The organism is Arcobacter sp. CECT 8985 (genome assembly GCF_004116495.1).
Classification (GTDB): Bacteria; Campylobacterota; Campylobacteria; order Campylobacterales; family Arcobacteraceae; genus Malaciobacter.
The window spans coordinates 221,847-241,796 of the sequence record NZ_PDKC01000001.1; the positions used below are offsets into that span (position 1 = coordinate 221,847).

Below are 19,950 nucleotides of genomic sequence, written 5' to 3' on the forward strand. Positions count from 1 at the left end.
GTAAATGTTTGAATATATTTTACTATTAATTCTACTTATTTTTATTTTATTTATAGTTATTAGTTCTCTTAAAGTTGGTATTTCTCCAATGCCAACTTCTAAACCTTCACAAAAAATAATCTTAGAATATTTACAAAACTCTTCAAATAATACAATTATAGATTTGGGTTCAGGATTTGGAACACTTGCTATTCACCTAGCAGTAAACTTTCCAAATAAAAAAATCATTGGTTATGAAGTATCTATTATTCCTTTTTATATTTCTGTTATATTAAAATATATATTAAGAGTTAAAAATGTACATTTTTACAAAAAAGATTTTTTAAAACAAAATTTAAAAGATTGTGATTTGGTATGTTATTTGTATCCTAATGGAATGAAAAAACTAGAAAATAAACTTTTTAAAGAGACTATAAATACCACAATTGTAAGTAATACCTTCTCTTTTAGAAATATAAAAGAAAAAGAAGTTCTAAATGATACTTCTATTCTAAAAAATCCCATTTTTATATATAAAACATAATATTAAATATTGGTTAAACTATAAGTAGTATAATTTTATTAAGTTAAAGAAAAGGATAACTAATGAAAATTTTAAAACTTGCTACTTTAAGTGTAGCTGTTTGTACTTTTTTGGCTGCCCAAAATTTCCCCAATAGAGGGCCAATTCCTTTTAACTCATTTGATATAAATGGTGATAACATTGTTACATCAAAAGAGTTTTATAAAGTTAGAAATGACAGAATGACTCAAAAAGCTCAACAAAATATGCCTATGAGAAATGCAGGCAATGCACCATCATTTGAAGATATGGATAAAAATGGTGATGGTAAATTGACAAAAGAGGAATTTGACAAATTCCGTTCAGAAAGAATGCAACAAATGCAAAGAGGTAAAGGAATGCCTGGTGGGAATAATGGTCAAGGAATGGGAAGAATGATGAATAATAAGTAAGAGTTTTACTCTTACTTATTATAAACTAACTGTATTTGTATTTAAAAGAGCATTAATAATATCATTTGCATTACCTGCTTTTCCAACTTTTAAATCATCTCTTTTTTCATAAAAATCTAAACAAGTTCCACAAGAATATATTTTAACACCTTTTTGTTCTAAATCTTTTAGTATTGCTAAAACTTCATCATTTTCATTTGCAGTTGCTAGTAAAATTGCACTATTTACAAGAATAATTTGTTCTGGTAAGTTTTCTTGTTGACTCATTGCATTTAAAAAACCTTTTGTAAGCATTGAACCTAATTCACCCTCACCAATTTTATCTGATTTTATAAAAACAGTTTTATTTAATGTATTTTGCATAAATTGCCTTTTTTGTAAGTTAATAAAAAAGCTTTGTTTGCCATAGCTTTCTCTTCTAACTAGAAGCTTAAAGAGGTATTGTATAATTAATTTTATAAAGAAGCACTTTTAATAATAAAAAAGAGGAAAACCTCTTTTTTATTAAGCGTGATGATAATCATCAAATATAATTTTAGATGATTTAAATTTTATTTTTTTAAGTGCTAAAATTTCAATATATTCATCTTCAGTAATTTTTTCCATTCTTACTGCTGCTTTATATGTTGGTGTTAAAGAAATAGGATCTAAACCACCACTTGTTAATTCATTACATAATCCTTCCCAATAGTGAAATGTCATTTGCATTACATCATTTGGAACAGTTTCTGTTGTCTCTACTCTTACAGCTATATATCCATATCTACTCTCAACTTTAATATAATCATTATCTTTTAAATTATATTTTTCAGCTAATAAAGGACTTATTTCAGCACTAGGACCATGAATATCTCCACCATGCTCTATAGCTTTTGATTTTCTTGTCATTGTTCCAACTGTATATTGATAAACTTTTCTTGTAGTTAATAATACAATTGGATATGTTTTATCTGTTTTTTCATCAACTGAACCTACCATACTTGGATAGTTTTGAGGAAGATTCAATTTTGCTTTTAATTCTTCATGGGCTTGTTCAGTATCATTTTTATCATCAATAAAAATAACTGGAGCAAAATTTGCTTTTCCATCTTTTGTAAAGAATTTTCTATCCATATAAAGGCTTGGTGTTCCTGGATGATTTTCATCTGGACAAGGATAAGCAATACCATTTTCAGATTTTAATCTAGCATAGCTAATTCCACCAAATCTTTTAGGATCAGCTTTTCTAATCTCTTCCCAAATTTCTTCTGCACTATTATAATTAAAATCTGTAGCTCCTAAGGCTTTAGCAATTTCACAAACAATTTCCCAATCTTGTTTTACATCACCTTTTGGTTCTAATGTTTTTTCATTATATTGAACTCTTCTTTCTGCATTTAAATAACATCCTTCTTTTTCTGCAACACTAACTGCTGGTAAAACTACATCAGCTTTTAGTGCAGTTTCAGTTAAGAAAATATCTTGAACTACATAAAAATCAAGCTCAGATAAACCTCTTAAAAAGTGGTTTGTATTAGGCTCAGATATAACTGGATTTTCTCCAATAGTATAGAAGAACTTAACTCTTCCATCCATAATTGCATCTGGAACTTTTGTTTTGTGAATACCAATTTTTGTACTTAAAGGTTGTTTACAATCCCAGATTTTTTCAAAAAACTCTTTTCCTTCTTTTGATGTAACTTTCATAAGATTTGGATAAGTATCAACTAATACACCCATATCACATGCACCTTGAACATTTTGTTGACCTCTTAAAGGTAAATCTCCTGCTCCAAGTTTTCCTATATTTCCAGTAATTAACATTAAATTAGAAACATCATAAACATTTCCAACACCATGATTGAAGTGTGTCACTCCCATACCATGAGTAATTGCAGCTGGTTTTGTTGTAGCATAAAGTTCTGCTGCTTTTTTAATTAATTCTTCATCTACACCTGTCATTTGTGCAACTTTTTCTGGTGTATAATCTTTAACTGCTTCTTTCACATACTCATAACCATTTGTACAACTATTAATAAACTCTTCATCTTGTAAATTATTTGCAATTATATGATTTAATAGAGCATTAATAATCGGAATATTATATTCAGCTGGAAGTTGAATATGAACATCTGCTTTTTGAGCAAACTCTGTTTTTATTGGATCAATTACAATTAATTTACAACCTCTATTCAATGCTTTTTGAATATGCATTGCTGCTATTGGATGTCCATTTTCTGGATTAGAACCAATCATCATAATACAATTTGAGTAAACTCCTAATTCTGTAAAACTGTTTGTTGCTGTACCATTACCAATTGTTTTAGCCAGACCGGCTACTGTTGGTGCATGTCAAACTCTCGCACAGTGATCTACGTTATTAGTTCCTATTACTGCTCTCATTAATTTTTGTGCTAAATAATTCTCTTCTAAAGTACATCTAGCTGAAAAATTTCCTACTAAAGAATCTGATCCATAATTCTCTTTTACTTCATTCATTTTCGAAACAACTAAAGAGATTGCTTCATCCCAAGAAACTTCTTCAAAAGAACCTTCTTTAGAGAAAACACCATCTTTTTTTCTAATTAAAGGTTTAGTAAGTCTTTCTTTTGAACTTACATAATCCCAACCATATTTTCCTTTTAAGCAAAGTTCTCCCTCATTTACTGGATGTCCTTTTACACCGTGTGCAGACATTATCTTATTATTTTCTGAAGATAATGTAACAGCACAACCTGTCCCACAATAGGGACAAATAACTTTCGTATTTTTCATAATATTACCTTTATTTTTTCATATCTGATTTATGAGACATAAATCCAACAAGTCCAACAAAAAATAATCCTCCAACAATATTACCAAGTGTTACTGGTAATAAATTTTTAGGGAAAATATTTGCAAAACTTAATGCTTCTAACTTATCAACTGAAGTATGAGCAAATTCTGCCAATGCTTGAAGAGTTCCTCCTACTTCATGTAAATAATATGCTTTTGCTAGTAAAGCTTCACTAAATATGAACATATTTGCAACAACGTGTTCATACCCACAAGCAACAAATGCTGCAATAATAAATGCTATAGCTAGTACTTTTCCTGATGTATCTGATGCACCTTGAGCTGACCAAACAGCCATACATACAAATACATTACAGAAAATTCCTCTTAAAAAAGCAGCTTCAAAAGACAGGTTACTTTTTACAATCCCTAAATGCAAGAAATGCTCAAGAATTGCTCCATCATATTTCAATGGTAATTGACTTTTATAATACATATATGCAACTATAAATGCCCCTAAAAAATTAAATACCCATACAATAACCCAATAACTTGCCATTTTAATAAATGATAATTTATGATCTATTGTATTAACCCCTGTCATCAAAGAACTTGTAAATAGATGTCCACCAAAGAAAACTACCATCATAAGTCCTACAGAGAAAGCTAAACCACCTATAAAATTTGCAACTCCTGGTGATGAAGCTTGCGCTACACCTACTGTTGAATGGGCCCAAAAAATATCACCCATACCAATAGAACCTCCAGCCATTATTGATAAAAAAATTATACTAATAATTGGCATCTTTGCTTTATGACCAAAACTTTCTTCTAATGAACGAGCCGTATCTGCTGGCGATAACATATTAAATCCTTATTTACTTATCTGATTCAAAAATTGAATCTATTTCAATAACTTTTTTTAAAGCTTTATGAGCTGTATTTACTGCTTCTTGTGATAATTTATCGTTAATATCTAAGACATTTTCTAAATTAACACTTAAACCTAAAAAAAGCACCCTTTTGCAAAAATTTTTTAAATAACTCATCAAAATAGGAGCTGGTAGATTATGAGTAGAATACATATAATCTACATCATCTGAAACATCTATAACCTCTACCGTTCCTACATTTATACCGGTAATAGCATCTGCAACAATAATAAGATCAGGAGCATATTCTCTTATCTTATTAAATTGACTTTCAGGGATATCTTCCCCATAAAATATTTTCCAATCTAACTTATCTTCCTCCTCTATTAAATTTCCTAAGTAATTTGTAATTCCATCATCACCTCTTAATATATTTCCAATTGTTAAGATTGCTTTTTTCATAGATTTTTCCTTATTACTATAAATCCTTCTTTTAAAGATTTAAATATCTCTTTTAAAGAGCAATCTGGCATTTGAGGAATTAACTGTTGTGCATGTTCTGGAAATACTTCAACTTCAAAGTATTTAGTTAAATTTCCTAGTTTGAATTTTGCATACTCTTCGCATTTATTTAAAATCACTTCGTACTCTTTTTCATCAATTTTTTCTATGCACTCCATAAAATCAACTGTTCCTACACCATGCCCAACAGCCATTGAAAAAATCTTTACCTGCTCATATTTATGAGGCAATTTTTCTGATGTGGGATCTACTCTTCTTTTTGTTAATCTACATACTTCAATCATAATAAACTTCTTAAAGTTGGAATTTATCTTCTTCTTTTATTACTTTATAGTGTTTCATATATTTTAAATAAACACTATTATGTAATCTTTTCATACACTCTTTATATCTATCATCTGTTTCATCTTCAATATAAAGTTCCATTAATTTTTTAGTCTCTTGGACATTTTTTATATCTTTAACTTGAGATAAAGCATGCATATATTTTTCATATAATTTTCTACCAAAGAAATAACTCATTAATCTTTTTGCTTCAGCAAGAGTATCCCTTTCAAAAAGAATATTTCCTAATAATGAGTTCTTAACTACAGGTGCTTCATTTGAACCGTCTTTATGTTCTTTATACTCAAGTTTTTGTTCTAAAATACCAAGTGCAGATGCTAAACCGTGAATAATAGTTGCTGGATGGGGAGGACATCCTGGAATATAAACATCAACAGGAATAACTTTATCTACTCCACCCCAAACACTATATGCATCGTGAAAAATTCCTCCACTAGAACCACATGCACCAATTGCAACTACTACTTTTGGATCAGGAGCTGCTTCATATGCTCTTAACAGAGGATAATACATTTGTCTTGTAACAGGTCCAGAACAGATTAAAATATCTGCATGTCTTGGACTTGCCACGAGTTTGAACCCAAATCTTTCAGGATCCCACATTGGTGTTGTTGCTGCAAAAATTTCAATTTCACATCCATTACAAGAACCACAATCAACTCTATAAACATTAAAACTTTGCTTAATATTTTTAAGATGTTCTAATTTTGCTTCAAGATTATTTGCTTGTTTTATATCTTCTGGTACTATGTATGTTTTACTCATTTTGCACCTCTTATTTTATTAGAATAATAATATTTTGACATTTTTTCTGTTTCTATTTGTCTTTTACAATCAGGACAAGTTCTTATATATTTAACTTTTAAATCTATATTCTCTTTACTCCAACCTACTTTTTTTAATCTTTCGATATCATAAGCAATTAATCTTTTTGTTGTAAAAGGTTTATTACAAACTTCACAATACTCTACATCAAGTTCACCTTTTTCTTTTAAATTATTTCTATCAAATTTAACTGCTAGTTCAAACTCATTTGATAAAACAATTGCACCAGTTGGACAAACCTCATCACATCTACCACAAAAAATACATCTTGCTGCATCAAATTGCCAAACTAATTTTGTTTTGTCTTTATTAAGTTTTACATTTATTGCATTTGATGGACAAGCAACACCACAAGCTGTACACCCTATACAATTTTCATATGTATAAGATGGTTTACCCCTGAAATTCTCTGCAACCTCATAAGGTTGTAAAGGATAAGCATATGTTGCTTTTCCATATTTGTTTGCCATATCAAGTAGTTTCATTTCTTACTCCTACATATTTTTTAGTGGATGATTTTTCAAAGATTGAGAATATCTTTTCAAATCTTTATGTGTTAATATTTTAGATTTATTACTTTTAACATCAACAACAGTAACTCTTTCTGTACACGAATAACAAGGGTCTAAAGAACAAACAATTAGTGCTGCATCAGCAATTGTATTTCCTCTAAACTGATATCTTAAAGATGGCCAATTATTATAAGTTGCAGCTCTACATCTCCATCTATAAACTTTTTGTGCATTACCATGCATAATCCAGTGAATATTTTCACCTCTTGGTGCTTCATCATTACCAATTGCAAAAGCTTGAGGTTTAATTAGCGTTTGAGGTTTAATAACAGTTAATCCTCCTGGCATCATCTCAAAACATTGTCTAATTATTGAAACTGATTGTAATAATTCTTTATATCTTACTGTCTCTCTTGCAAATACATCACAACCATCTTCAGTTGGAATATCAAAATCAAGTTGAGTTAAAAAATCATATGGATGGTCATATCTTGAATCTCTTTTAAATCCGCTACCTCTAACATTTGGTCCAACTGCTGAAAAATCTCTTGCAACTTGCTTATCTAATATTCCAACACCTTTCCATCTTCCCACTTGACTTTTATCATCCATAACTGCATCCCAAACTTCATTTGTTTGAGTTTCAATTGTTTCTAAAAGTTTTAAACTCTGTTTTATCTCATCACCTGTCATATCTCTTCTTAGCCCACCAACAACAACATTTCCGTAAGTTTTACGTCCACCTGTTACTAATTGAGCTAATTCCATAGAAAATTCTCTGATTCTAAAAATATGCATAAATGCATTTACATTACCAGTTACTTCACAAGCAAGACCTATATTTAAAAGATGAGAATGTAATCTTTCAATCTCTAAACATATAACTCTCATAGCTTGAGCTCTTAATGGAATTTCTAAACCTATTGCTTTTTCAGCTGCTTCTATACAAGCAATAGAGTGAGCATAACCACATATACCACAAACTCTTTCTGCTAAATAACCCATTTGGTCATAGTTCATTCTATTTTCTGCTAATTTTTCCATTCCTCTATGTTGATAAAAAAGTCTATAATCAGCATCAATAATAGTATCCCCATCACAATACAATCTAAAATGACCCGGTTCATCACTTGTAATATGCAAAGGACCTAAAGGAACATCTAAAACTCCTGCACCTTCTGGTTTTATAAATTCATGTTCTGGTTCATCTTTATGATCAACAGGATTTGGTCTATGTCTATAATCCATTGAATCTTTTCTTAAAGGGAAAAGATCTTCTGGCCAATCATCAGATACCATCAATCTTCTAGGATCTGGTAAACCAACTGCAGTTAAGCCAAACATATCAAAAGCTTCTCTTTCATACCAAACAGCTGCTGGAACTTTAAGAGTTACAGACGGATATGTTGGATCATTTGCTGGAATATATGTTTTTACTGTTATCCAACATTTATCCTCTTTTGCAATTTCATCATCTGGCGTCATTTTTCCACCTTCCATTGATAAAATATAATAAAGAGTATAATTACCATTTATTTGTCTTTCATCATTTGGAACCATAGAAGATAACCAACCACCTAAGTCATAATATAAAATTCTAACCGCTTCTGGAAGATCGTTTCTATCAACAGTTATTGTGATTTGATCTTCTGGTTGTCTATATACATCACTAATGGCTATTTTCTCTTTTACTTTATTAATTAAATTTTCACCTATTTTCATAGCCTATCTCCTTATATTCCCATAATAATATTTACTGCATTTTTAAGTAATGTAACCCAAGGACTAACTGTAAACAATCCAAAGATTAAAATTAATGCAGCTAGACCAATTAATGGTAAGTTTGCACTTAATGGCAACTCATTTGTTAATACTTTTGATCTACTTTCACCAAATGTTGCAAGATTAAAGTGAGAAAAGTCTGCAATAAAAATAATAATTAAACCAATAATAAATAGTGTAACTTCAATATTTAAATTACCAATAATTGATTGTTTAATCATCAAGAACTCACTTACAAATATTGCAAAGCCAGGTACCCCAACAAGAGAACAAACAGCAATACCAAATAGTATTGCAGTAATAGGAGCTATTTTAATCAAACCACCCATTTTTGTCATATCTCTTGTTCCATATACTTGAATCATATTTCCAGTAACACAAAAAGCCAAAGCTTTTGTTACTGAGTGTGCTAAAGCATGAAAAAGTGCTGCAAAAAGACCTATTGGTCCACCAACACCCAAACCAAAAGCAATTACACCCATATGCGCAATTGAGTGATATGCAAACATTCTTTTTACATCATGTTGAACAAGCAAGAAAAATGATGCAATAAAAATAGTTATAAGACCACTTATAATCATCAAAGATTGTACATATTCAAATCCTGCAAGTGAATTACCTGTAACAGCGTAATATCTAATAACACCTAAAATTGCACATTTTAAAAGTATTCCTGAAAGCATAGCTGAAGATGGTGCTGGTCCTTCAGAGTGAACATCTGGCAACCAAGTATGCGTTGGTGCAAGTCCTGCTTTTGTACCAAAACCAATTAATGCAAAAATAAATATAAGTTTTAATGCATCTTGATCAATATCTTTTGCATGTGCAATTAATGTTGTCCATAACATTGCACTATGACTATCATGAATTACATTAAAACCTGCACTATAAAGTAAAACTGTTGCATATAAAGCAAATGCTAAACCAATACTACAAATAACAATATATTTCCATCCAGTCTCAGTTGATTTTTTATTTTTATTTAATGCAACCATAAATACAGAAGATAATGTTGTAGCTTCAATTCCAACCCACATTAATGCAATATTATTTGCTAATACAGAAAAAGTCATTGTAAAAACAAAAAGATGAAACAAACTAAAGAATAGTTTTGTATCTTTAACTTCTAAATGTTTATGATCTAATTCCCATTGCATATATTTAACTGAATATAAATTTACTAATAAGCCAGTAACTGAAATAAGACTAATAAATACAGCACCTAATGAATCTATAAAAAACATATCATTAAAAACAAAATATGTTTGTCCATTTATTACACTTGATACTATACTTAATCCTATAACTGCATTTAAAATTGCTCCTAGCACATGAAGAATACTTAATACTTTATAGTTATTTGGGGCAAACCAAATAATAATTGATGCTACAAAAGGAATAAGCATTAATATAATTAATAATTCTTGAATTTCCATAACTTATCCTTTCAATTCATTTGCTTTAGATACATCTAAAGAACCAAAATATTTGAAAAATCTTTGAGATAAAATAGCCATAATTAAAACAGCAAAAATAGCATCAGTTAAAATTCCTAATTCTGCTATTTCTGGTGAGTTATATGCCATTAATGCCAAAGATAAATGTATACCATTTTCAAAAGTACAATAAGCAAGTATTTGTTTGATGGCAGAATTTCTTAATATGAAACCAAAAATACCAATCATAAAAATTGTAATTGAAGCAATCAATGGAATATGCTCTTGTATTAATGAAAATTTTAAATATATTGGATAAATAGCCATTGCAATAGCTAATGAGAATGCAATAGCAACCACTGGACTTATAAAAAAGCCAAGTACTGGTTCATCTTCATGCTCTACTTTTAATTTTTTTATTAATCTTAATAAAATAAATGGAACAAAAATAACTTTTGTAAAAAATGCAATTATTGCCCATCCACCTAATTGTTCAGCATCATATGTTATATATAAAAATAAAAATATCATTACTAAAATAAATGTTTGAAAAGCATACACATATGTGGCAATTTTATAATTTCTAATTCCAAAAACACAAAGTGAACTAATAATTAAAACTATTGATAAAATACTTAATAAATCAATCATGTTAAACTCCTACCACATATAAAACTAATGCAATAATTGATACTATTAATGGAGGTATAGCACTATTTTTAAAACTTGTTAATATTTTAAATCTAGGTCCAAAATTATCAATAAATACAGCAGCTACATAAAATATTCCAGCTTTTAATATAAAAACAATCAAAGCTAATATTGGATTTTCAAAATTCCAAGGTTCAAAAATAGTTAAAAATAACCCAATCATTGCAAACTGTTTTAAAATTAAAGCTGCATGTGCCAATGAAAAGTCTGAACCTGAATATTCACCTAAAACACCTTCTTGTAACTCTTGTTCTGCTTCTGCTAAATCATATGGATTTCTTCCAGCTTCAACATACATTGCCCAAAGAAAAGAGATTGAAGCAATTGCAAATGCAGGAGTTTGATATCCAATTTCACCTACTCTTACTAAGTGTTGAATTTCAACTAAATTAGTTGTTTTTGCTAATAAAATAACAACTAATAAACTAATCATAAGTACAGGTTCAACAAAAATACCAATTATTTGTTCTCTTCCTCCACCAACACCTGCAAAAGGGTTTCCTGAATCAATTGAAGTTGCACCAAAAATAAATCTTAAAAGTGCTCCTATATAAATAAATACTAAAATATCAGAATAAGCTCCTGCAAAACTGTTTGTACTATATGTAATAGGTATAGCAGCTAATAGTGCAGCTCCTGCTGCAAAAATAGTAAATGGTCCAGTTTTAAATACCCAATGGGCACAATTTGGAGCAGTTCTTGCTCTTTTCATCAATTTAAATATATCTCTATATGTTTGAAAAAAATCAGGAATTCCTTCACGTGATTGAAGTTTTGCTCTTAATTTTCTTGCCATTCCATCAAATAAAGGAGCCACAAGAATAATTGCAATAACTTGTAATATCATAAAAAATATACTACTCATAGCAAATCCTTTAAATAATGTAACTTATGCCAACAAATAAGCAAAGTGCTATTAAAATATATAATGAATACGAATTAACATTTCCATTTTGCATTTTTGAAATAAGTTTTGCACTTTTTGTTGTCAAATTAATTATTGGGGCATATAATAAATCCCACCATACATCTTTTGCGTGCGTTTCATAAACAACAGGTTTAAAATAACCTTTATCAACAACTTTTGTTTCACTTTTGTATAACCAATTTAGAAGTCTTCTTAAGTCTCCTGTAAAAGGTGAAGCTGTCATTTGCATTCTACTGTTATATTTAAAACCACATGCCCATGGATCAGTTTGTCTTGGTTTAGTTCTATTTGCATTTAATAATTTAACTATTAATATTGGTATTAATAAACTAATTGCTAATACTATTAATATTAATAATGGAGAAACCATTGAACCAATAGGTGAAGTTATCACTGTACTATTAGTAGCTACATAAGGTTCAGAAAAAGAAGATATAACTAACATTATATTTTCTACTACTACATTTGCACCTAAACCAAATGCTATACATCCTGCAACAAGAATAAACATACCTAATACCATAGTAAAAGGTACCTCTTTAGCTTTATTAAAAATTTTTTCATCTCTTGGTGTACCACCAAAAATAACTGAATAAACTTTTACAAAACACATAATTGCTAAAGCTCCTGTTAAAGCTAAAGCTATTACAGCAATTACAAAAATCACTCTACTACTCATATATTCAGATAAAGCACCTTGAATCATACCTTGATAAGTAACCCACTCACTAATAAATCCATTTAAAGGAGGTATTGCAGTAATAGATAAAGATCCAATTAAAAAAGCAAATGCAGTTAATGGCATTTTTCGTGCAAGTCCACCTAAAACATCCATTTGTTTTGTATGAGTTGTATAAAGAACACTTCCTGCACCTAAAAATAATAAACCTTTAAAAGTTGCATGATTTAAAATATGATACATACCTGCTAAAAATCCAATTGCAGCTAATGTAGGCATATGTGCAGCAATTCCATAAACCCCTGTTCCTAAACCTAAAAGAATAATTCCAATATTCTCAACAGAGTGGTAAGCTAAAAGTGCTTTATAGTCGTGTTGTACTAAAGCATATAGCACTCCTAATAAAGCAGATAATGCTCCAACTACTATAATTAATAATCCCCACCATTTCATTACAGGAAGCCATAAACAAAATTTTATAATTCCAAATAATGCTACTTTTATCATAACCCCACTCATAAGTGCAGATACATTTGTTGGAGCTGCTGGGTGAGCTTTTGGCAACCAAACATGCATAGGAAACATTCCTGCTTTTGAACCAAAACCTATAAAAGCTAATATAAAAATCACACTTGCTTTTAAAGGAGTTAAAGTTACATGTTCAAAAGAACTAAACTCTAAAGATCCACTTTGTGAAGCTAAAAGTAAAAATGCTGCAGATATACACATAGCACCAATATGAGCAATTCCTAAATAAATCATAATTGCCTTTAACGACTCTTTTGAGTCATTAAAACAAATCAAATATGCAGAAATTAGTGTCATACATTCCCAATAAATTATAAACCAAAATACATCTGATGATGCAATTAATAAAAGCATTGATAAAATAAAGCCATTAAACATAGCTGCCATAACAGCAAGACTTCCTTTTTTTTCATACTCTTGTGTATATTGAATTGCATATACTGAAGATGCAAATGCTATAAGAGATACAACAAATGAGAAAAAATTTCCTAAAGGATTTAATGTAAGTTTTGGACTATACAGTAAACTTTCAAACATAGTAAAACTTGAACTTTCACCTATGTTTATTAGAAAATATAAAACTCCATATGCTGAAGCAATAGCAGAGATTGAAAATCCAACTTTTGCAGCAATTCTATTTTGTTTATATAATAGTAATGAAATAATACAGCCAATTAAATATATAAAATATACTTGTGCCATAAATTATCCTTTATAAAAATTTTGATCTTTCGTTAACATAAGTTTCAACTGCTACTTTTGCTTTTTCATCTATACAACTATTAGTCATCTTATCTTTAAAAACCAATGCCCCCGTTGGGCATACTTCAACACAAGCTGGGCCATCTTCTTTTCCAATACATAAATCACATTTAACTGCAATTGATTTAACTCCAACTTCTGATTCAACACCTAAGTTATATTTTGGTTCCATTGAATAATCAATTGAAGGCATTGGCTCTGCTTCTGGTCTAATAGCTCCAAAAGGACAAGCTAAAGTACACATTTTGCAACCAATACAAATCTCTTCATGTAATAAAATTGAATCTTTACCAAACTCTAAAGCTCCTACGGGACATACATTTGCACATGGAGCATCATCACATTGTCTACATTGATTAGGCATTGTTCCTGTTTTTGTTCTTGTTACAATTAATCTAGGAACTGCCAACTTTCCTCTATTATAAGCAGATTCATAACAAGCTGCCATACAAGTTGTACAGCCAATACATGTATTTGGATCAGCTACAACATATCTATTATTTAAAGTTAAAATCATTTTTATCTCCTTACTGTTCGATAAATTTCGGATGGATGCATTTTTATATCTGTTTCATTTCTAATTTTTAAAAACTCTTCTTCTGATATTTTTTTGATATTTGCTATAGTCATTTTTAAAGGGTTCATCCCAGATAAGGGATCTTTATCTTCTGCATTTACCAATTCATTACCATCTGCTTCAGCATAATGAAAAGTTGTAAAAATTGTGCCATGTCTTAAATCAGGATTTATATTAATTTTTGCAGCAATTTTTCCTCTTTTATTTTCAACTAATGCATAACATCCTTCATCTAATTTACGTTCTCTTGCAATATCTTCACTTACTTCTATTGCAGGTCCCATTATGTCAGAGCCCAATTCTAAAGGTTTACACTCTCTTGTCATTGTTCCTGTATGATAATGATAAACTTTTCTTCCAGTTGTAAAAAGGCAAGGGTATAACTCATTTACCTCTTCACTTACTGAACCTGAACCAATAGGATAATCATTTGGTATATCAAATTTATGTAAAAACTCTTTTTCCAATTCAGTTCTTTTATTTTTATCTTTTGAATAAATTACAGGTACAAGTCTAAATTTACCATCTGGTAACATAGATTTATTATCTTCATATAAAACAGGTGTTCCTTTATGTTCTAATGTTGGGCAAGGCCAACTTACTCCATCATTTTTAAGCATTTTTTCGTAAGACATACCCCCATAAAAATTTGGATTAACTTCTCTGATCTCATTCCAAACATCTTCTGCAGTTTCAAAATCAAAACCTTTTAATCCAATTTTTTTGGCAATATTTGCAATAACTTTCCAATCTGAAGATAATCCAGCTGCTGGTTCTACTGCTTTTTTTACTACTTGTACTCTTCTTGAAGTATTTATGAAAGTCCCATCTTTTTCTCCCCAAGATGCAGCAGGTAAAACTAAATCAGCTTTTTGTGCAGTTTCTGTTAGAAATATATCTTGAACAATAAAAGTATCTAAATGTTCCACAGCTTCAACAAAATGTTCTGTCCAAGGATCACTCATCACTGGGTTTTCACCAAATACATATAAAAATTTAAGTTTTTCTTCTTCTATTTTTGTAGGAGCTTGTGTTAAAGGAAATCCAATTTTATCACTAATTTCATATCCCCATATATCTTTTATATGTTCTCTAACTTCAGTATTTGTAACTGAACCATTAGGTACAACATTAGGCAATGCACCCATATCACAAGCACCTTGTACATTATTTTGTCCTCTTAAAGGATTAATTCCTGCACCTTTTTTACCAATATTTCCAGTTATAAGTGCTAAGTTTGAAAGTGAAAAGATATTAGAAGTTCCATCAATAAATTGAGTCATTCCCATCGTATAACATATTGCTGCAGCACCTGCTTTTGCATATTCTCGTGCAGCTTCTTTTACTAGTTCTTCTGAGATACCAGTTTCATCTTCTACTCTTTTAGGAGTAAACTCTTTAACTGCTTGTTTTAAATACTCAAATCCTAATGTATATTTTTCAACAAAATCACTATCATATAATTTTTCTTGAATAATATAATTTATCATTGCATTTAAAAAAGGTATGTTATATCCAACTGGTGTTTGAATATATATGTCAGCTTTTTTAGCCATATCAGTTTTTTTAGGATCAACTACAATTAATTTAGCACCTCGGTCTATCCCTCTTAACATCTGCATTGCGATAATTGGGTGGCACTCACTTGTATTTGTTCCTATCAAAAACAAAACGTCACTATGTGTTGCAAATTCGACTAAATCATTAGTCATTGTTCCATTTCCAAGTGTTTTAGTCAGACCGACTACTGTTGGACCATGTCAAAGTCTTGCACAATGATCTATATTATTTGTTCCTAACACTCTAAAAAATTTTTGAAAGATATAATTATCTTCATTTGTACATCTTGCAGATGAGAACCCCATCATACTATCTACGCCATATTTTTCTACTGTTGATTTAATTCTTGAAGATATAAAATCATATGCTTCTTCAAAACTCACTTCAACAAGTCTTCCTTTTTTCGAAAATTTATTATTTTCTTTTCTAAGTAATGGTTTAGTTAATCTTCTAGGTGAGTGAATAAACTCCCAACCATAAAGACCTTTTAAACAAAGTTCTCCGTCATTAACATGATGTCCCTTTGTAGGAGTTGCTTTTTTGACTTTATTATTTTCAACATGCAAATCAATATTACAACCTGTACCACAATAAGGACATGTAGTCTGAATTTTTTTCATGACATAGCCTTTATTAAGTTAATAAATTAATTAATATATTTAATATTAAATTAATTTAACGTAATAATAATATAATATTTTTATAAAAACTGTCATATATATGACAAAAATAAGGAAAAGTAAATTTTTTTAAAAGAAATTAACTGATATATTAGTATTATATTTTTATTTAAATATTATTTTATAAAAGTTCTAAAGGATACTAATGGAATCTAACAGACTAAGAATTGATTCAGTTGATTTATCTAAAATTTTATCAGAAGAAGATTTTTCTTCTATTCCAATTAAAAAATTTAAAAAAGGTAATTTGGAGTATGAAGATGGTTCTTTAACTCTTTATGTATTTAAAAATGGTAAAGCAAAGGCTTTAATATTTGAAGATGGACAAGAGTTTATTCTTTATTTTTTACAGAAAAATAATATTATAATACCTGAAACATCTTGTGCTATTGAGTTTACAGAAGATAGTGAAGTTTACTTAATAAATGCAGAGAAATTTGCCACATTATTTTCTTATAAAGAGTTCTCAACTTCTGTTATAAGATCACTTAAACATAGAGCAGAACTAGAAAGAAATATTATAAAAAACTTAGTTTTTAAAAGTTGTAAAAAGAAAGTTACTTCTTTTTTTATAGATATTGCAAAAACTCAAAATAATATTATAAATGGCAAATATCATATAAATATTGATTTATCAGTAAAAGTATTATCTAGCTTTATTGGTTCAAAAAGACAAACTGTATCTACAATTATAAATGAATTAAAAAAAGAAAAAATAATTGAAAAAATAGATAAAAATAAATATATAATAAATAATATGGAAAAACTTGATGCTTTAGAATAAGTTTTCAATTATACTTTTTGTAATGTGAGGTTTTTCAAGTGGTATTATATGAGAGGAGCTATTTAGTTCAAAAAAGTTAAAATTCGTACTTTTTTTTAACTCATAAATCCATTTTTTATTTATTAATATATCATCTTTTGAATATAAAAAATTAAAATCTATATTAGTACTATTTATTTTTTTTGATAAGTCATTTCGGTATGTTGTTGCTTCAAGTAAATTAAGAAAAATATCTTTACTATTTTTTTTATACATATCTTTTATTAAAAAAATTAAAGATTCATCATTCTTATTTTCTAATAAAGTTTTTATTTTTTTATCATTTATAATAGAAAAGCCATATTCTCTTGTTAGTTTTAAGGCATTCTCTCTTTGTTTTATCTCTTTGTGATTTAAAGAACATAAAGAAGAAGATATTACTAAAACTTTATTGACTTTAAATTGATTTTTTAAAGCATAATAACTTGCAATATATCCACCTAAAGAGAAGCCTACTAAAATAATATTTTCATCTTCAATATTGATTTTTTCTACAATTTTTTCAATACTATTCTCAATAGAAATATGAATATGTATAAACTCAAAAGAGTTATCAAATAAAGATAAAACTTTATTCCAAACTCTTTGATCACACATAAAACCCGTTATTAAATAAACTCTTCTTTTTGTCAAATTTTAGTTTACTTTTTCTAAAATATCATTAAGCCATTTTTCTGCTTCTTGAACTTCTTTAAATCTTTTAGATTTAGCAACTTGTTCTTGTCCTTCATAAAATCTTACTCTAATTCCATCTTCTACATGGTCAATTTTCATTCTAGTAATTTTTGCCATATTTAAATAAACTCTCTCATTTAGTTTTACAAACATAAAAACTCCTTTTTTTCTTATTTTATCATTAAAAAAATATTTTTATGTTGTTTTTTTTCTAAAAAGTAAAAGTTTTTACAAATGTGTTACAAATAAAAAATATTCTTTTTTAGCATAATTCTAAAATATTTTAAAGTGTCAAAGTTATGTTATTAAATCCAACAAATTTTTGAAGTATCAATTTTTACATTTGTTATAACACCAGGAAAAAGTTCACTTTTTTTAATATCATCTTTTGATAATTTTGTATTAAAACTTATTCCTCCAATTACAAACTCTACTTGCATTTTATCTTCTAAAGGATCTTTATAAATTGAAGATATCAATACTTTTAAATTACATTCATTATCTTTACAATTAAGATGAATATCTTTTGAATTAATCATAACTATAGAATCTTTTTTCTTAGAGGAACTATTTTTTATAGTTAATTTTTGTCCATCGATAAACTCTTTAACTAAATTTGCATTATCATCTTTTTGCCAAGGAGGAAATAGTAAATTTATACTTCCACTTTCAACTAAGTTTCCTTGAAAAAGTGCAATTTTTTTATCGCAAGTATGATTAAGCCAATTATGATCATGACTAGAAATAATTAATGTAGTATCCCATTTTTGCTTAGCTAAAAATACAGCTTCTTTTATAAGTTGTGCAGAGTTTGTATCTACTCCGGATGTAGGTTCATCCAAAATCAAGACTTTTGGTTTTAAAATCAACCTCGCTGCAAGGGCAACTCTTTGTGCTTCCCCTCCTGAAAGCTGATTATATTTCCTATTTTTAAAAGACTCATTTAAACCAACATAAGATAAAGCTTCATTTACTCTTTGATCTAAATTTTTAGAATCTTTTCTTAACTTTAATCCAAAAATAATATTTTCATAAACACTTTTTTTAAGTAAATATGGATTTTGAGGAAGTATAACTACATCTTGTTTTGTCTTATGTTCTAACTTTTTACTCAAAACAGAATTAAAATATATATTTCCACTACTTGGTTTATTTACAAAAGATAAAATAGAAAAAAGTGTAGATTTTCCACTTCCATTTGGTCCAAATACACCGATGATTTGTTTATCATCTAATATTAATTTATCTATATTTAAAACTTTTTTATCTTCATGAAAATATGTAATATTTTCAAGTTCAAAAAGATGATTCATTATGTCCATTTCCTTTTCAATATAGATAAAACAATATTAACACTTAATGCAATTGTAAAAAGAACTAATCCTAAAGCAATTCCAGTTACAAATTCGCCTTTACCTGTTTCAAGTGCAATTGCTGTTGTAATTGTTCTTGTATGATACTTGATATTTCCACCAACCATCATTGAAATTCCAATTTCAGTTACAATTCTTCCATAAGCAGTCATTGCAGCTGTCATAAGACCAAATCTTGCTTCAACTAATGTTGTTATTAAAATCTGTTTTTTATTTGCGCCTAAACCTTTTAGTGATACATACAATCTTTTATCAATAGATTCAACTTGAGTTGCAGTAAGAGCTATAACAATAGGAGTTCCCAATACAATTTGTCCAATAATAATAGCTTTTTGACTAAAAAGTAAATCAAAGGAACCAAAAAAACCACTTCTTGATAATATAGTATATGCTATTAGACCTATTACTACTGTTGGTAAAGCTAAAAGTGTATCAACTACGGTTCTTATTACAGGTTTACTAGGGAAGTTATAATACCCTAGTAAAAAGCCCAATGGCAGTCCTATTAATAAACTAATAAATAAAGACCATGATGAAACTGTAACTGTTACTGCAATTGCAGAATAAACACTGTCATTTCCAGAAACTAAAAGTTGCAGTGCTTCATTAAAACCATCAATAAAAAGACTCATCCTGTAAATTTCCTTGTTTT

Annotated in this window: 21 protein-coding genes; 3 read left to right on the forward strand and 18 right to left on the reverse strand. The window is 28.7% G+C overall.

Annotated features, from left to right (window positions below; genetic code table 11):
- Positions 1 to 4 precede the first annotated feature (4 nt).
- The gene (locus CRU93_RS01110) at positions 5 to 523 is read left to right on the forward strand and encodes a methyltransferase (RefSeq protein ID WP_129102337.1); all 519 of its coding nucleotides are present in this window, start codon (positions 5 to 7) and stop codon (positions 521 to 523) included.
- 62 nt (positions 524 to 585) lie between these two features.
- Complete coding sequence (locus CRU93_RS01115) at positions 586 to 954, forward strand: EF-hand domain-containing protein (protein ID WP_129102338.1); 369 nt, start codon at positions 586 to 588, stop codon at positions 952 to 954.
- Between the two features lie 18 nt (positions 955 to 972).
- On the opposite strand, the gene yedF is transcribed toward CRU93_RS01115, so the two are convergent.
- Genes yedF through CRU93_RS01185 form a run of 14 tightly spaced genes read right to left on the reverse strand, consistent with a single transcriptional unit; the run spans position 973 to position 16,367 of the window.
- On the reverse strand, positions 973 to 1,413 hold the full coding sequence (gene yedF / locus CRU93_RS01120) for a sulfurtransferase-like selenium metabolism protein YedF (RefSeq protein ID WP_309109271.1): 441 nt from the start codon (positions 1,411 to 1,413) through the stop codon (positions 973 to 975).
- 45 nt (positions 1,414 to 1,458) lie between these two features.
- Positions 1,459 to 3,708: a molybdopterin oxidoreductase family protein gene (locus CRU93_RS01125; protein WP_129102340.1), complete on the reverse strand. Its 2,250-nt coding sequence runs from the start codon at positions 3,706 to 3,708 to the stop codon at positions 1,459 to 1,461.
- 10 nt (positions 3,709 to 3,718) lie between these two features.
- Positions 3,719 to 4,573, reverse strand: coding sequence for a formate/nitrite transporter family protein (locus tag CRU93_RS01130; RefSeq protein ID WP_129102341.1), 855 nt, complete (start codon positions 4,571 to 4,573; stop codon positions 3,719 to 3,721).
- 13 nt (positions 4,574 to 4,586) lie between these two features.
- Entirely contained in the window at positions 4,587 to 5,042 is a 456-nt protein-coding gene (locus CRU93_RS01135) for a hydrogenase maturation protease (protein WP_129102342.1), read from the reverse strand.
- The gene (locus CRU93_RS01140) at positions 5,039 to 5,386 is read right to left on the reverse strand and encodes a formate hydrogenlyase maturation HycH family protein (RefSeq protein WP_129102343.1); all 348 of its coding nucleotides are present in this window, start codon (positions 5,384 to 5,386) and stop codon (positions 5,039 to 5,041) included. The genes CRU93_RS01135 and CRU93_RS01140 overlap by 4 nt, the downstream gene beginning before the upstream one ends.
- 10 nt (positions 5,387 to 5,396) lie before the next feature.
- On the reverse strand, positions 5,397 to 6,212 hold the full coding sequence (locus CRU93_RS01145; protein WP_129102344.1) for an NADH-quinone oxidoreductase subunit B family protein: 816 nt from the start codon (positions 6,210 to 6,212) through the stop codon (positions 5,397 to 5,399).
- Positions 6,209 to 6,757: a formate hydrogenlyase complex iron-sulfur subunit gene (locus tag CRU93_RS01150; protein WP_129102345.1), complete on the reverse strand. Its 549-nt coding sequence runs from the start codon at positions 6,755 to 6,757 to the stop codon at positions 6,209 to 6,211. Before CRU93_RS01150 ends, CRU93_RS01145 begins: the two co-directional genes overlap by 4 nt.
- Positions 6,758 to 6,766: 9 nt before the next feature.
- Positions 6,767 to 8,506, reverse strand: a complete 1,740-nt coding sequence (locus CRU93_RS01155) for an NADH-quinone oxidoreductase subunit C (RefSeq protein ID WP_129102346.1) — start codon at positions 8,504 to 8,506, stop codon at positions 6,767 to 6,769.
- An 11-nt stretch (positions 8,507 to 8,517) separates the two neighbouring features.
- Positions 8,518 to 10,002 (reverse strand): hydrogenase 4 subunit F, encoded by a 1,485-nt coding sequence (locus CRU93_RS01160; RefSeq protein ID WP_129102347.1) that lies wholly within the window; start codon positions 10,000 to 10,002, stop codon positions 8,518 to 8,520.
- A 3-nt stretch (positions 10,003 to 10,005) separates the two neighbouring features.
- A complete protein-coding gene (gene hyfE, locus CRU93_RS01165) occupies positions 10,006 to 10,653 on the reverse strand; it encodes a hydrogenase 4 membrane subunit (protein ID WP_129102348.1) in 648 nt (215 codons plus the stop codon).
- A gap of 1 nt (position 10,654) precedes the next feature.
- Complete coding sequence (locus tag CRU93_RS01170) at positions 10,655 to 11,578, reverse strand: respiratory chain complex I subunit 1 family protein (RefSeq protein ID WP_099341036.1); 924 nt, start codon at positions 11,576 to 11,578, stop codon at positions 10,655 to 10,657.
- Positions 11,579 to 11,588: 10 nt separating this feature from the next.
- On the reverse strand, positions 11,589 to 13,550 hold the full coding sequence (locus CRU93_RS01175; protein ID WP_129102349.1) for a proton-conducting transporter membrane subunit: 1,962 nt from the start codon (positions 13,548 to 13,550) through the stop codon (positions 11,589 to 11,591).
- 10 nt (positions 13,551 to 13,560) lie between these two features.
- Entirely contained in the window at positions 13,561 to 14,127 is a 567-nt protein-coding gene (locus tag CRU93_RS01180) for a 4Fe-4S dicluster domain-containing protein (RefSeq protein ID WP_129102350.1), read from the reverse strand.
- Positions 14,128 to 14,129: 2 nt separating this feature from the next.
- On the reverse strand, positions 14,130 to 16,367 hold the full coding sequence (locus CRU93_RS01185; protein ID WP_258238784.1) for a molybdopterin oxidoreductase family protein: 2,238 nt from the start codon (positions 16,365 to 16,367) through the stop codon (positions 14,130 to 14,132).
- Between the two features lie 205 nt (positions 16,368 to 16,572).
- Here CRU93_RS01185 and CRU93_RS01195 point away from each other — a divergent pair, with 205 nt between their 5' ends.
- A complete protein-coding gene (locus tag CRU93_RS01195; protein ID WP_129102353.1) occupies positions 16,573 to 17,211 on the forward strand; it encodes a Crp/Fnr family transcriptional regulator in 639 nt (212 codons plus the stop codon).
- Here CRU93_RS01195 and CRU93_RS01200 read toward each other — a convergent pair.
- The 4 genes from CRU93_RS01200 to CRU93_RS01215 form a co-directional block, all read right to left on the reverse strand.
- Positions 17,203 to 17,883 (reverse strand): alpha/beta fold hydrolase, encoded by a 681-nt coding sequence (locus CRU93_RS01200; RefSeq protein ID WP_129102354.1) that lies wholly within the window; start codon positions 17,881 to 17,883, stop codon positions 17,203 to 17,205. The two genes, CRU93_RS01195 and CRU93_RS01200, sit on opposite strands and share 9 nt — an antisense overlap.
- A 3-nt stretch (positions 17,884 to 17,886) precedes the next feature.
- Positions 17,887 to 18,078 (reverse strand): sodium-dependent tyrosine transporter, encoded by a 192-nt coding sequence (locus CRU93_RS01205; RefSeq protein ID WP_129102355.1) that lies wholly within the window; start codon positions 18,076 to 18,078, stop codon positions 17,887 to 17,889.
- Positions 18,079 to 18,230: 152 nt separating this feature from the next.
- A complete protein-coding gene (locus tag CRU93_RS01210; protein WP_164967597.1) occupies positions 18,231 to 19,238 on the reverse strand; it encodes an energy-coupling factor ABC transporter ATP-binding protein in 1,008 nt (335 codons plus the stop codon).
- Positions 19,238 to 19,930 carry an ABC transporter permease gene (locus CRU93_RS01215; protein ID WP_129102357.1) on the reverse strand — a complete coding sequence of 231 codons (693 nt, stop codon included), beginning with the start codon at positions 19,928 to 19,930 and terminating at the stop codon, positions 19,238 to 19,240. Before CRU93_RS01215 ends, CRU93_RS01210 begins: the two co-directional genes overlap by 1 nt.
- Positions 19,931 to 19,950 lie beyond the last annotated feature (20 nt).